The 14,429-nt window shown below is 41.4% G+C and carries 15 protein-coding genes and 1 pseudogene; 3 read left to right on the forward strand and 13 right to left on the reverse strand.

What is annotated here, in order from left to right:
• Positions 1-21: 21 nt before the first annotated feature.
• The 3 genes from B176_RS0114375 to B176_RS0114390 form a co-directional block, all read right to left on the reverse strand.
• Entirely contained in the window at positions 22-3,165 is a 3,144-nt protein-coding gene (locus tag B176_RS0114375) for an error-prone DNA polymerase (protein WP_040540508.1), read from the reverse strand.
• A 278-nt stretch (positions 3,166-3,443) separates the two neighbouring features.
• Positions 3,444-4,943 (reverse strand): Y-family DNA polymerase, encoded by a 1,500-nt coding sequence (locus B176_RS0114385; protein ID WP_017259528.1) that lies wholly within the window; start codon positions 4,941-4,943, stop codon positions 3,444-3,446.
• Positions 4,943-5,692: an ImuA family protein gene (locus B176_RS0114390; RefSeq protein ID WP_017259529.1), complete on the reverse strand. Its 750-nt coding sequence runs from the start codon at positions 5,690-5,692 to the stop codon at positions 4,943-4,945. Before B176_RS0114390 ends, B176_RS0114385 begins: the two co-directional genes overlap by 1 nt.
• A gap of 263 nt (positions 5,693-5,955) precedes the next feature.
• Between B176_RS0114390 and B176_RS19675 the strand changes: the two genes are divergently transcribed.
• Positions 5,956-6,138 carry a YqaE/Pmp3 family membrane protein gene (locus B176_RS19675; RefSeq protein ID WP_237739836.1) on the forward strand — a complete coding sequence of 61 codons (183 nt, stop codon included), beginning with the start codon at positions 5,956-5,958 and terminating at the stop codon, positions 6,136-6,138.
• Positions 6,139-6,519: 381 nt separating this feature from the next.
• On the opposite strand, the gene B176_RS21600 is transcribed toward B176_RS19675, so the two are convergent.
• The 10 genes and pseudogenes from B176_RS21600 to B176_RS19695 form a co-directional block, all read right to left on the reverse strand.
• Positions 6,520-6,723, reverse strand: coding sequence for a hypothetical protein (locus B176_RS21600; protein ID WP_083852723.1), 204 nt, complete (start codon positions 6,721-6,723; stop codon positions 6,520-6,522).
• A complete protein-coding gene (locus B176_RS21030; RefSeq protein WP_154647995.1) occupies positions 6,693-6,872 on the reverse strand; it encodes a hypothetical protein in 180 nt (59 codons plus the stop codon). Before B176_RS21030 ends, B176_RS21600 begins: the two co-directional genes overlap by 31 nt.
• A gap of 39 nt (positions 6,873-6,911) precedes the next feature.
• Positions 6,912-7,331, reverse strand: coding sequence for a hypothetical protein (locus B176_RS20380; protein ID WP_017259530.1), 420 nt, complete (start codon positions 7,329-7,331; stop codon positions 6,912-6,914).
• Between the two features lie 427 nt (positions 7,332-7,758).
• Positions 7,759-8,781, reverse strand: a complete 1,023-nt coding sequence (locus B176_RS0114405) for a cytochrome-c peroxidase (protein ID WP_017259532.1) — start codon at positions 8,779-8,781, stop codon at positions 7,759-7,761.
• 65 nt (positions 8,782-8,846) lie between these two features.
• Positions 8,847-9,518 (reverse strand): annotated as a pseudogene (locus tag B176_RS19685) (MbnP family protein); the annotation flags it as partial.
• 23 nt (positions 9,519-9,541) lie between these two features.
• Positions 9,542-9,712 carry a hypothetical protein gene (locus B176_RS21300; protein ID WP_017259534.1) on the reverse strand — a complete coding sequence of 57 codons (171 nt, stop codon included), beginning with the start codon at positions 9,710-9,712 and terminating at the stop codon, positions 9,542-9,544.
• A gap of 58 nt (positions 9,713-9,770) precedes the next feature.
• Positions 9,771-10,136 carry a hypothetical protein gene (locus tag B176_RS20390; RefSeq protein ID WP_017259535.1) on the reverse strand — a complete coding sequence of 122 codons (366 nt, stop codon included), beginning with the start codon at positions 10,134-10,136 and terminating at the stop codon, positions 9,771-9,773.
• Position 10,137: 1 nt separating this feature from the next.
• The gene (locus tag B176_RS0114420; protein WP_017259536.1) at positions 10,138-12,120 is read right to left on the reverse strand and encodes a TonB-dependent receptor plug domain-containing protein; all 1,983 of its coding nucleotides are present in this window, start codon (positions 12,118-12,120) and stop codon (positions 10,138-10,140) included.
• Between the two features lie 5 nt (positions 12,121-12,125).
• Positions 12,126-13,052, reverse strand: a complete 927-nt coding sequence (locus tag B176_RS0114425; RefSeq protein WP_017259537.1) for a hypothetical protein — start codon at positions 13,050-13,052, stop codon at positions 12,126-12,128.
• Between the two features lie 185 nt (positions 13,053-13,237).
• Positions 13,238-13,564 (reverse strand): hypothetical protein, encoded by a 327-nt coding sequence (locus tag B176_RS19695; RefSeq protein WP_017259538.1) that lies wholly within the window; start codon positions 13,562-13,564, stop codon positions 13,238-13,240.
• Between the two features lie 328 nt (positions 13,565-13,892).
• Here B176_RS19695 and B176_RS0114435 point away from each other — a divergent pair, with 328 nt between their 5' ends.
• A complete protein-coding gene (locus tag B176_RS0114435; protein WP_017259539.1) occupies positions 13,893-14,081 on the forward strand; it encodes a hypothetical protein in 189 nt (62 codons plus the stop codon).
• 36 nt (positions 14,082-14,117) lie between these two features.
• Positions 14,118-14,330 (forward strand): hypervirulence associated TUDOR domain-containing protein, encoded by a 213-nt coding sequence (locus B176_RS0114440; protein WP_017259540.1) that lies wholly within the window; start codon positions 14,118-14,120, stop codon positions 14,328-14,330.
• Positions 14,331-14,429 lie beyond the last annotated feature (99 nt).

A 14,429-nucleotide genomic window follows, 5' to 3' on the forward strand; every position in this document is an offset into this window, starting at 1 on the left:
TGAGATGACGGTGGGGAAAGATTACTTAAAATTCCTTGACCTATCAAAGACCTCTGCCCCATTAATTGCGTTGTTTTTCTTTTTAAGCTGTTGCAAAAGTTTGGATAAATCGAAACAGCGTTCGGCTACCACGTGGATCACCTCCCCCTCCTTTTGCAGTTTACCTTCAATCATTAACAGTTTGGCGCCAATGACCTCTTTACGGTATCTGTTAAATATATTTTCCCAAACTACGGTGTTCGCACTGCCGGTTTCGTCCTCAATGGTTACAAAACAAACGCCTTTTGCGGTCCCCGGTCTTTGCCGGATGAGCACCAGACCGGCAACTTTTACTTTTGTGCCATTGGCTACAGATTTTAGCTGCCCGTTACCGGTTACCTGCAAGGCATCCAATTGCGGACGTAGAAAACTCAGCGGATGCGCTTTTAATGACAAGGAGGTGCTGGCATAATCATGCACCACATGTTCGCTCTGTGGCATTAAGGGCAAAGCAATCTGTACTTCCTGCCTGCTTTCGGAAGGCTGATCTTTAAACAAGGCAATGGGGCTATCCGCCAAAGCGGCCACTTCCCATAAAGCTTGCCTGCGGTCCAGACCAACAGAGCGGAAAGCATCGGCATCGGCCAGTTTTTCTAAAGCAGCAAGGGAAAGTCCGGCATTTAATAGTTGGGTAACATTGCGATAAGGCTGTTTTCTTTGATTGAGCAATAACGCTATTTCCTCCATATTTAACCCTTTTATTTGCCTAAAACCTAATCTCAGGGCCTTATGCTCACCTACCTGTTCTTCAAGCACATAGTCCCAAAAAGAATAATTGATGTCCACTTCCCTAACTTCTACGCCATGATTTTGTGCATCCATTACCAGTTGTGCCGGCTGGTAAAAGCCCATGGGCAAGCTGTTCAAAATGGCGCAGGCAAAAACATCGGGATAGTGGCATTTTATCCAGGAGGAAACGTAAACCAGGAGCGCAAAACTGGCCGCGTGGCTTTCGGGGAAACCATAGCTTCCGAAACCTTCAATCTGTTTGAAAACCCGATGTGCAAATGCTGGGTCATAACCTTTTTTTTCCATGCCGGCCACTAATTTTTGACGGAATGCGCTCACTTGCCCGTGTGCCTTAAACGTGGCCATGCTTCGGCGCAGTTCATCGGCTTCGGCAGGAGTAAAACCAGCGGCAACAATGGCAATTTCCATCGCCTGTTCCTGAAACAAAGGAACGCCGTTTGTGCGTGACAATATATCTTCTAACTCTTTGGAAGGGTAAGTAATTGGGTCTTCCCCGTTCCGTCTGCGTAAATAAGGATGTACCATATCGCCTTGTATGGGGCCCGGACGTACAATGGCGACTTCTATTACCAGATCATAAAACTCCTTAGGCCTTAATCGCGGAAGCATGGACATCTGCGCCCGGCTTTCAATCTGAAAGACACCCACGGTATCCGCAAGACTGATCATCTTATACACTTTTGGGTCATCCTGCTTAACGTTTGCTAAAGTTAAATCCTCATTGTAATGTGTTTTAACCAGGTCAAAGGCTTTACGGATGCAGGTAAGCATTCCCAAAGCCAGCACATCTACTTTTATAAAACCCAAAGCTTCAATATCATCCTTGTTCCACTCGATACAGGTACGGTCTTCCATGCGGGCGTTCATGATGGGGCAAAGGTCCGAAAGTTTGTGCTGTGTAATCACGAAACCACCTGTATGCTGTCCCAATTGCCGTGGGAATCCGATTAATTGCCGGGTAAGCTGCAAGGTTTTTTTAAGGTGAGGGTCTTTTACGTTTAAGCCCTGCTCCTCCACGTCTAAATTGTCCAGCCATTCGGCTGACGGTCGCAATACACTGGCAGAAAGGTTGTTGATGGTATCCACGGAAAGCCCCATGGCTTTGCCCACATCGCGGATGGCTCCTTTATAACGTTCCTGGGTTACGGTGGCCACGATCGCCGCCCGTTCTCTGCCGTACTTTTCATAAATGTACTGGATTACTTCCTCACGGCGCTCATGCTCAAAATCCACATCAATATCGGGCGGTTCATTACGGGCATCGGACATGAAACGAGCGAACAATAATTTGATTTTTGTAGGATCAACGGAGGTAATTCCCAAACAATAGCAAACTACAGAATTGGCGGCCGAACCTCTGCCCTGGCATAAAATAGCCTTACTCCGGGCAAAACGGACCAGGTCCTGAACGGTTAAAAAATAATTGGGCAGATCGTTTTTCTCTATAAAAGCCAGCTCTTCCCTTATCTGCGCCTCAATTTTTGGTGGGATGTCTTTTCCAAAACGTTCATGAGCGCCTATCCAAGTCAAATGTATCAGTTCCTGTTGCGGTGTGCGACCTTCGGTAGTGAGTTCCTCGGGATATACGTATTTTAATTCACCCAAAGAAAAATTGCAGGCATCCGCAATTTTTTGGGCATTGGCGATGGCCTCGGGGTATTGCCTAAACAAGCGTTGCATTTCCTGAATAGGTTTTAAATAACGTTCGGCATTGGCATGGAGCTTAAAACCAGCCTCAGTAATGGTACATTTTTCGCGGACACAGGTCAATACATCCTGTAATTCTCTTCTTGCCGGTTGGTGATAATGTACATCATTGGTGGCCACCAAAGGAATGTTTAATTGTTGGGATAATTCCCAGAGACGATGCAACCTTTTTTGGTCGTCGCCCTGATAACTCCGTACCGTTGCCAAAAATAAATTCGGCGCAAGCTGTTTCTGATAGGCTTTTAAATCGTTTACAAAATCCTTGGAAAAATTGAAATTGTTATCTAAATGGTCGGGAGGAATAATAATGAACAAAATTCCTTCGGCATGGTCAAAAACATCCTGACGGTACAGGAAACACTTCCCTTTTTCTGCCCTAAGGTTGCCCACCGAAAGCAGAGCAGATAATCGGCTGTAAGCGGATCTATCGGTTGGGTAAGCGAGTAAGCTTGGGCCGTCCAATAAATCTAAGCGACAGGCCGGGATGAAAGCGATGCCGTGTTTTTTGGCAGCGACATGTGCCCGTACAATTCCTGCCAAGGTGTTACGGTCGGTAATGGCGATTTTTTTATAGCCTAAAAGTGCGGCCTGCTCCATCAGTTCATGCGGATGCGATGCTCCTCTTAAGAAACTGAAATTGCTGGTTACCTGTAGTTCTGAATAATCCATGATTATATTTAACTTTTGCTTTATCCGTTTTATCCAGCCCAAGCACTGACTTCATTGACCTTTAATTCGCTCTTGGCGGTTGCGGAAATGATGAAGAAGTTTAAGCACTTCCCCTTGTAGCAACCGGCGCAGGCGAGAATTTTTTTGGTTACTTTTTTTGCGGAAAAAAAAGTAACTGCCATTTGCCCGGCAAGAAGGCAGGCAAGACTGTGTGAAAAGGCCAAAATCTCCGCTCAAAATATCGACTCCATTGTATTTGAAAAAAAATAAAATCAGGCTCAAGCAAAAAAACCATGAATAAACCATTCTGAACGCTCTTCTGCATAATGCCCTGAGCGGAAAAGCCAGTAACGTTTGCCCGTTTCATCCTCCACCACATAGTAATCCCGATGTTCGCCACTTTCAATCCACCACTCTCTTTCTATCCGTTCGGGACCGTCGGCTTTTTTAATATCATGCCGTTTTCCTTTATAAACAAACAGTATAGGCGGATAATCTGGAATAGGTGCCGAAACCAAAACCGGTTGCGGTACAGCGAGTAAATGTGTTGGTCGGGGTTTGTCGGTTGGCCAAGGGATTGTCGGTTTTTCCTCCAGACTGTTTACTTTTTTAATGGAACGCTCGGGCCAATAATGCGCTTGCGGAAGGTAACGCTGTATGGCATTTTTCCCGGCCCGAAGCGCAATACGGTCTAAAACTTCGGCCAGCAATTGCTCATCGCTTTCATGGGAGCTTGTCCATATTGGCTGTTGCAAAAGCTCCACAGGCTCTATTCCCGAAGCTTCCAACACAAAAAGCTCGATCCCCAACGCGGGTTCGATATTTACAATCCGCATTTTTAAAAGCTGGTACAGGTGCTGGATATGATGGGTGGATTTATGGGTACCGATGCAGACGGAAACCACTTTTCCATCTATACGGTAACAAGCCAGCACCGCTTTTCTTAAACCCATGCCTTGTTTTTGCAAACGGCCACATAGGGCTTCCAATAATTTTTGGATAGCGATTTCAATGGCTTCTGCAGTACGGACGGGTTCTAAGCAGGGCAAACGTTCGGTATAAGGCTCGGGAATGTAAATGGGCTTTAAAAACTCCTCTGCTTTGCCCATTGCCTGTGCGATCCTCAACAGCAGCGCTTCCCCAAACCGTCTCCGCAGTACCGAACGAGGGATGTCGATAAAGTTTTCGATACGGTGCAGGCCCAGTTTATGCAGGCGTTGCACTAAATTGTTTTCTAAGCGCAATGCCACAGGTGGTAAGCTTAAAACCGCATGGTAATGTTCGCCACTGGCGATAATTGCTTTCTCTTTGCCATAGCGGGCAATTGCCCAAGCGGCACCGGCGGTATCAGCAATGGCGCCACGCACCTGATAACCTTTTTTCCGGAGTCGCGTTAATAGTTCCCGCAAATAAGGGACTTCTCCCTGCCAAAGGTGACAACAGCCGGTAAGATCGATCAGCAAACCATCGGGTTCATCAATGGCGACAATGGGTGAAAAGCGGATACACCATTCGGCCAAATCTTTGAGCAAATGGCGTTCTGTGCCTTCCTCATCATCTTCCACAACCACATCCGGCACCAAAGCTTTTACATCGGCAATACTCATCCCCGGTTTTATGCCCTGTTTAAGCGCAAAGTTATTGTAGCATTTTACCGATTGCCTGCCTCTCTCTTTTATCGCAATTACTAATGGCGCTTCATTGAGTGAGGGATTGGCAATGGCGAGCTGGTCGGTCAGCAATTGTTTGAACCATAAAGACAGGTAACGTTTTTGCATCAGGTTCCTGTTTTAACGGTTAATGAATCTGGTAAAAGTGTATTGCTTTTTTCTGTGCTTTTTACCGTTAAGCCTTCTGGTGTATGGGTGGCTTTCCATACGCTGGGCTGGCCGTTTTTTACCTTTAACAGTTCTACCTGCCATTGCGGAAAGCCCACACCGGGCAGACCTTTTTCCGAAAAACTGGGCAGAGGACTGATGCGCCAACGGGCTACACAGGCAGTGGTGGTGATTTTTTTACTGTCTTTGCGCAGTACAAATCCTGTTATCCGGTTGTTTTCTACTGCCAATTGCAAACGTCGGGATTGGGCAAAGGTGAGGTTTTGCAGTTCGGCAATTACAGCTGCCAAAGCACTGCATTTTAAAGCTTCTTCCATTGCCCAAAGAATATCCCGATCTCGACGGAGCTGTATGAAGATGATACGGTCGGGATGGATGCCATAATTTTTTAAGGCGGGAGGAAATACCTGAGGGAAAGGACTGATCCAGATGCAGGACCGCCCGTTCTGCATCAATATGGATAGCAATACCGCTAAAAAACCGTTGGTGGCGGCGGTATCTTCTTCCTCATCGCATAAAAACTCGTGTACAGCGGAACTTGGGAATACACCATAAGGAAAAGCATTTTCCAACATCTCCAATCCAAAACTCACTTCTTTGCCAGTGGCAGGTGATTTAAAACCTTCCAAACGCAAAATGTCTTCTTTTAGCCGGCTGATGATGTTTCTCTTTGTTGCTCCTGTCGCCATAACGCTTTCCTCCCCTCAGCTTTTGTAATTAATTGCTGTGAATTATAAAGATGGGCTACAAATATAATACTAAAAATATTAGTAAAATAAATAAATATTGAAAGGAGAAATGGGAGACTTCTCTCTTTCGTTCGAGGTGATGTGTGGGATAAGATAAAAGTATGGATTTAACTAAGGGCAAGAATCAGTGTTTTCTAGTATTTTAGCAGGATCACTCCTATAAAATGTCTAAATTTTCTCTTAATTTTAGGTCTCAAAGAAACATGATGACATTAATAGCCATATTTTTTCCTTTTATTTCTTTTATTTTAAGAGGGAGAATAATTACGGGTATTATCTGCCTGATTTTACAGATTACCTTAATAGGCTGGATACCCGCAGCAATTTGGGCTGTTATTTCATTGCAGAACTCCCCGTTCAGACCAACGCAACAAAGCGCTTATTAAGGCTATGAAGTATAAATCTTAAAACAGATAGACCTACATCTCTTTCAACTCAACAAGATTCTTAATAAAGTATAAGAGTTGTCATATAAACTGCAGATAAGACAACATCATTAACGACAACTTAGACAAGAAGCATAAATTCTGTCTAAGCAACTAAAGAAACATTGTTCAAAGTTGCAAGAGGAGGACTTAGACAAATTATAGTAACAAAAGCAATATCACTGACAACAACTTAGACAAGAAACATAAATTATGTCTAAGTAACTAAAGAAACATCGTTTAAAGCAGTAAGAACAGCAGCGATAAGAGAAGAACTTCGACAAGTCATAGTAACAGAAGTAGTAATTTAAAATTCTGGAAGTCATCTAATTTAAAAAAATCTCACCCCTTAAAAACATTCTCCCTATGCCAAGCCAGATTCTCCTGTGCGAGATAGTATTGCTCGCCCGGTGACAGGTGGATTTGTTTCCCGTCCAATTTGTTGATGCTATAATCATGCGTAGGGTTTTCAATCACTCCGGGAGATACGAGCAATCGGTAGTTTTCATCAACACTTAACAGTCCCCTATCAAAAGCCCGGTGCATATTGGGGCAGAGGGCAATGCCATTGCTGATTTTTCGTCACGGGTAAGGCTAAAAGGCACAATATGGCAGGCATCAATAAAGTGATGCCCGTGAGTAGAGCTTAACCGCATACCCGTAAAACTGCAAGTAGTGGCATAGGCTTTAGGCACCAGTTTTTTAAATAGGCCCCCGCGTACAAAAACATCTTCTTATGTTTCTATTTTAATTCTTCTGTATTCAGCTTCTGGCTCATTAAGGATATAGTGTTCCAGCTGTTGGATATAGCCACCCTCCTTTTGTACACCCGTGAGGTTTTGGCGGGTGTGAGAAAAATAGGTTTGGAGCAAAGTTTCTTTGATGACGTTGCGGGAAAAGGGATCAATTAACAGCAGGAACAGTTCTGCCGAAAAAGAACCATAGGCTACCGTAGCCGCCAATGTGTTTACGCTTTTGATGTGTGCATTGATTTGGCAACCGGTATTGGGGATTAAAAACCAAAAGCGCTGGCCTGCTACTTTATCGCTCTGTAAATAATAAAAGGGTTGGGTAAAATCGACTTGGTGCAGGGTATTCACCAAGAGTTGCCAGTTCTCTTTAAACGTACCTACCAGATCAGCATTGATGTACACTTTGTTTTATTTCAGCATGCCTTTCTCTAGCAGTTCTATCATGCTAATGAGTAAACTGGCTTATGCGGTGCATGCCCATAGGGGTGTTTCCGCGTTTGAGGCAGGTGAGGGCTTTGAGGTAGGTGTTGAGGGAATATTGCATTGCTTTGGCAAGCTTAGGAAAATAAACAGAATAATACAAACGGGGTGGGTGCTGGAAAGATGGAGTATTCGCAAAGGACTTAGGGACCTCTCCTTGGGTCGAGGTGACGGTGTGGGGTTGTGGAGTGCTGGAACGAGTGCCCAGGTGCTATTTACTTGCAGACCTCTCCTATCGTCGAGGTGACGGGGGTAGTTTGGGTGACGGAGCGGAGGGTGAGCAGTGCTGGAAGAATGGGTTGTGCGTTGAGGATTGTTTTTGAATTAGCTAAGTAGCTATATCAACAACTTACCTCCCCACAAAATCCTCATCGCTCAAAGTTTTAATAAAAGAAATGATATCGTGTTTTTCTGTTTCTGTTAGCGGGATTCTGTTGCCGTTTGCTTTCAAAATAGGATCAAGGTTATCGGCATCTAAAACGCCATTGTCAAAATAATTCAGCACATCTATCAAAGCTGCAAACTGCCCGAAACTTCCGTAAGGTGCTGTAAATTCTGCATTCCGTAAAGAAGGTACCCGAAAGCTCCTATAATCGGAAGGAATTCCTGTCACTCTACTACGTCCTGCTTCTTCTGTACTTGGATTCAACGGAAAACCAACATTCCTAAAACTTTGGTCGGTAAACAGCCCCGTACTGTGGCAAGTGGCACATTTGTTTAAAAACGCTTGATAACCGCGTTTTTCAGTTTCGGTAAACACCTCGCCTTCATTTCTTTTTACTTTATCATATTTACTATTGGCAGAAATTAGGGTATATTCATATTGCGCAATACTTCGGTAAATGCGATCAGGAGTAATATTTATATCGCCAAAAGCTTTTTTAAACAGCTTTTGATACTCGCCACCCGCACTAATTTTACTGATCACCTCTACAATAGAAGAATTCATTTCTTCATGCGTAATAATAGGGACTAAGGGCTGTTTTTCAAGCTGTAGCACATTGCCGTCCCAATTATAAAACTTCATAAACGCCATGTTCTGAACTGGAGGTGCATTACGCAAACCCACCCGATCATAAACGCCTACACCTTTTGGGTGATGATCAGCAAAGGCATTTTCCTTTTGGTGACAGCTTCCGCATGAAATGGTATTTGCAACGCTGAATCGTTTTTCGTTGAATAGTTTTTCACCTAACGCTACTCCAAATTTTGTGGGCTTATTCTGCGCTACTGAAGTATTCATCTCCGGAAAATCCGCAGGAACAGCTAAAGAAAGTTCTGGATTCTCTTCTACAATAGGTTCCACAATGTCAGCTTTATGACAAGCTATAAACAGGAAGAAAAGCACTAAAACTCCAAAAGTTTTTTTCATTTTAAAATGAATCTATCGGTGAATATTAAAAAAAAGAGCCCCCTGTTCGATGACTCTTTTTTATCTTAGTTTTCTACATTGCTTATAGCAAACATTCCTTTAATATCGCTGGTTCCATCGCCACCTAAGTTATCAACAAACTTCACCATTTGATCTGCAGTATGGATATTGGGTGTGGCATTATCTCCCATTCCGGTTCCTGTTTTCAACGTAAGTGTATTTGTTTTTCCACTCAACAATTTATCAAAATCTGCATAGATGGTAATTTTTGGAACTTTGCGACCTACCACGGCATTCGTTGTTAAATCCAACACAATTTCTCGGTAGGCATCCACACCTTGTGTATAGGCGCCCGCAGTTCCTTCAATGGTGCTTCCGGTATGGATAGACATTTCTTTATTGTCGGCTTCATAAAAGCCCTCCAGCTTAGTAAAACGATAACCCGTTCCCCACTCCCACATCATTTTGGTATCATTTGCACCAGTGGCTACATAAAATTTAGGGAATTTTACTTGATCCAAAGTATTTAACTCTCGTTTTATCCCTAAGCCGAATTTAATCTGTTTATACGCTCCAGCAGGTATATTGCTAAGTACATAATCCAAAGTTTGCGGTTTGGCCTGGTTAACCACCGTTGCTCCTTTATCTAGGTCGTTCACATGGTACGGAAACTCAGTACCGTCTGCTTTTACCAAACGGATGTTACTAATCACGTATTTTAATTCTGATAGGTGATGAACTTGTCCCTTAGCAGAAGTATTTACCGTAGCGCTGTAGAGGTAGCACCGCCAAGAACAATGGCATTGGTTTTAAACGTATTGTTAAAGTGTAAAGTTAGGTTATTGGCTACTGGGATTTTATCATCCTTACTACACGATATTAAAGCTGATGTTGCAAGCGTTAAGAAAAAGATTTGTTTTAATTTTTCCATTTTTTTATTGTTGTAAATTTTATGCTTTTATAATTTCTAATGGTGATTGTTGATGTACTCAAACAAACCAAGGCGGTGGCAAAATCACTTCTTGACCGGGTTCTTCATAGGCAATCTGCTGATAAGAATAGTCTGCCGTCCTAATTTCCGTTACCAGATTTTTCACCTCAAACAAAGGAATCGGGAAAAACAACATATCCACTCCTTTAAAGGTTGGAACGGTGGAATCTTTACTTTCAGCATCTTGCAATTTCTTTTTTAAATGACAAGCGCCGTGGCATTGCAATTCCGGAGCATTTTTGTTAATGCAAAACCGTTGTTCTATAGCATCTTGGTTCAGTTTAAAGCACACGATCATAAAGGCTTGCTGAAACACCATCAGCAAGGATAAAACCACTACAACAACGCTAAAAACTCGCTTCATTTTAAAAATTGACTTTCAAGGAAGTGAAAATATTTCGTCCCATCCTTGGGATATTTCCCCAATCTGCATAAGTGCTGTATTGTTTGTTCAGCAAGTTTTCTGCACCAACCTGTATAACAGGTTTAAGTTTCTTAAAACTGAAAGTGTAATCCGCAGAAATATTCCAAGTCACGTAAGCTGGCGTTTCGTCCTCGCCATATTGCGGACTGTAATTATTCTGCGTAAAATCGCCGTTCAATGCGGTTTGCAAACTGATTTTGTTTTTCACATAACGAAGACTGGTTTGGTAACTCAAAGGTCTGATGAAAGGCAAAGTCTGGTCTTGCTCGTCTACCGCGTGGGCATAAGTTAGCGTTCCTTTCCAGCGTAAATCATCCGAAAAATTATAGTGCGTGTTCAATGATAGGTTGAAAATTTTAGCGTGATCTAAGAAAGTATAACCTTTTACGCCTACCGATTGGTAATTCATCGGGCTTCCTAAACTTAAAATTCTGCCGATGATGTAATTCTCGATATAGAAATAATTGACCTTAGCTTGGATGCCCATTTTTTCTTTGGTAAAACCTGCGCTCGCATTGGCCTCGTAAGAAACCTCATTCTTTAAATTTGGGTTTCCGATGTAATCGTAACGATCAAAACTATTGTAGATGTAATATCCGTATCCTTCGGAAACAGAAGGCGCCCGATGTCCATATCCTGTTCCAACAGAAAAATCAAACTCATTAATGTGGAGCTGATAACTGGCATGTAAACCTGGCAATATTCTGGTTTTGCTTTGGGATGCTCCGGGATGGAAAATCCAGTTGAACTCCACATATTTTGAGTGGTTATAATTCAAACCCAAAGTTACTCCAAAATTTACCTGACTTCTTTCCGAAACTTCCAAAGAATTGTTCATAGAAAGTCCGGCGAAACGAGTAGAAACCCAAGGCCAGCTGTAAGCAAACATGGTTCGCTTGTTTCTGTCCTGTGGGTACATCCGCATTTCTGCGATAGATAAATTATCGTAGGCATTGAGCTGAATCTCTGAAGAATAGTTTCCTTTTTTAAGATTTACCTTCGAAATTAAACCGTAGGTGGTGCTCCAACCCGGCATATCCATGTGTACTAAATTTTCGGGACGCGTGGTGTCATCCATGTAATGTTCAATGGCGTTAAAATAAAGCTTGGTATCCCATACTTTCACTAACCCTTCTTCAAATAATTTCTTGTAAGCAACTGAAGTAATAATTGCCCTAGAAAGCCACAAATCCATCGGAAGTGCAGGAAACCCTACATCATTTGCCTGGTCATAAATGGCATCTACTCTTAAACAAGATAGCGGACTTGCTTTTAAAGCCAAACCCACAGATGAATTGAATTTTTGGTATTGAGAATGGTTTACTTTGTTGTTATTTCCGTCGTAATAATTGCCCGCTTTCCTGAAAGAAACACTGCCATCTGCTACAAACTTTTGTGAGGAGTAAGATGCATTTCCTAAATTAAATAGCTGATTGTTATTGAACTCAAAGCCACTTTGGTAAGTGCCGTTTACTTTCTTTTCCATCCCGAACGGCGTACTTTTTCTTTTTAAATCAATGCTTCCTGCAACCGTTGCCCCATGCATACTTCCTTCCTGCCCAGATTTTATATCAATTGTAGAAAGGTTGTTGCTTTCCACGTAAGACGTAATTGGATCCATTTTATCTGTACAAGCTCCGAACAAATGCATTCCATCTATAGTTAGCGTAGAACGTTCGGAACTCATGTTATTAAGCAAAGGTTCCCATGCATACGCACCACGTTTAATAAAACTTATATTTTCAGAAGATGCCAAAAACTCATCAACCGAAACTGCCATCTTTAGCTCCGTTTCAATTTTTCTTTTTGCAGTTCCAATTACTTTAACTTCTTTAAGAAGTCTTGTACTGTCGCTTTGCAGTGGAGCATTTTGTGCATTTACATTTAATCCCAAAAACACCAAAACAATACTTAATATTTTCATAATTGCTAGAATAAAATATCAATAAATAAGTCGCTTTTGGCACCTTCTACTCCTGGTGTAAAATCTTTGGATACCTCGGTTCCTTTCAAGATTCTTCCATTTTTATTGAGTAGGATAAAGTTCAATGTCCAGTTCCCCGTCATGGTATAATTCACCACCCCAGCGTATAAACCATCATTACGTTGGATCAAATCTCTATTATTGAGAGAGGAATGATTACCCATGGAAGGCTCTGGCATCCGCGGATCAAGCTGTAAAACATAGTCGCTTACTTCACTATAGGAAAACTGTGACGGATCTGGAAAAACTCCCGATGACGGATTGCTAGGTTTATTGTTTTTGTAAATACCAGCAATCAATTGGTTTTCGGCAATTTTTGGCTTTTGCGGAGCTACTATCGCAATAAAATACTGTTCCTCATCTTTCCCAGTAAATGCTGTCATGCTTAGGTTTTTGTTGGTTTGCTCCTTTACAGAAATATTTTGTTTCAGCGAGTAGCTTTGACCATTAATAGTAAAACTGAGGTATAAGTCCCAATTTTCATTGGTCTTGCTTTCTTTCGTGAATACCGCATAACCAGAATAATATTGACTATCCGCTTGGTAGTCCAAACTGTAGCTGTGCGGACAGGAAATAGTTTGCCCATTAGCAGTTGTGATAATTGGCAAAAAAGTCACGTTAGATGCTTTTACTTCGATATGAGTTTGTTTATCGGTGATCTTCAAACGGATTTCGTTATAGCCTTTGTAAAAAGTTCCGTTTAAAGCTTCAATACTGATAGCGTAGCCTGAATTAGTAATGGCGACAGCTTCTTTAAACTCATAATGTTCGGTAACTACGGTATTTATTTCTGCTTCGTAATCCGTCTTTTTTTTTGTACAAGACGCTACCACAAAGCATAATGCCGTGAGAAAAAATAATATTTTTTTCATGATGAAACATTGTATAATGAATAATGGAAGGAAAAACCAGTAGGCGTATCAATAGCATTAAAAAAGAAACAACACAGTTTGTGTCAATCTAAAATTGCCATTTGCTTAAAACAACAGATTATGCTAATCTTTTATCAAATTGCTAAGACAAAGAAATATCAATTGAACTAATGATCTAAAAACACTTAAGCTGCTACTACTGGGATGAAATCGCTAACGGGAGGGCGAAATATGGAAGTATGGTAGTTAAATCTGTAACCAATTAGATAAGGTGAAAATTGGCTTTCGTTAATTTCTTCTTTTGGTGTATACAGGTTAATGGTATAGCATTCATTATGTATATAAAATGCACTATATTCATAAGCTACCAAATTCTTTTTTGCTTGCTTCTCGTCTTGTTGTTTCATTTTCTTCATGAAAACACATTGACCGTTACAATGAAGCTGAGGTTTATCTTTATTTACACATTTTGCGATATATTCTGTTAAATGCCCCTGATATTCTACCGTCATAACACTGTAATACAAAGACTGGAGTGTCAGCGTAAATAATAGAATATATGTGCAAAGAATTCTCAAGATCTATTTTATCTACTTTAAAGAAACTGTTGGACAAATCTATGAAAAATATCTTTCGCACAAATGGTAGGCCTCACTATTATAACGATTTATTCAAGCTTTTAATGCAAGACGTCAAATATGCGGATACTGGAAAGCGCTCAAAGAAATAGTACATGTACAGAAATATTTCTTCGCTTATAGCGATACAAATACCGCCGTTTATATTGCGCAAATATAAATGGTTTAAATTTTGCTTTAAATTATTCACAAAACAAACAGAATGACAAGCAAAAAAGACAGACAGTCTATTCAAAAAAGCAAAAAACTCATCAAACAACAGGTTGAAGAAACTAAAAAATTAGATCTAGGTTTAGATGCTGACAGGTCTTCTGAACCGCAAAAACAGCAAAAGTCTATTTTTAATGGATTTCTGAACAAAGAGGAACTCCCTCCTTTGGATGACAAATAAAACCCAGATGATGACCTTATTATTTATACGATAATTATGAGTAAAGAATATAAAACAGGAGACCATGTAAGCTGGAATTCAGAAGCAGGCCGAGTTAGCGGAAAAATCATAAAAGTGCATATCCGAGATTTCGACTATAAAGGCTATACTCACCATGCAAGCAAAAACGATCCACAATATGAAATTAAAAGCGACAAAACCAACCATATTGCAGCGCATAAAGGAAGTGCTTTAACAAAACTGGACTAATTGCACACTCAACGTCACCCAGCAAATACCATCGTTAGTAATAGAACAAAGTTCTGTAAACAGAAAGGTCTTATTTCACCTTTCAACGTCATAATTGCT

Source organism: Pedobacter arcticus A12 (assembly GCF_000302595.1).
Taxonomy (GTDB): domain Bacteria; phylum Bacteroidota; class Bacteroidia; order Sphingobacteriales; family Sphingobacteriaceae; genus Pseudopedobacter; species Pseudopedobacter arcticus.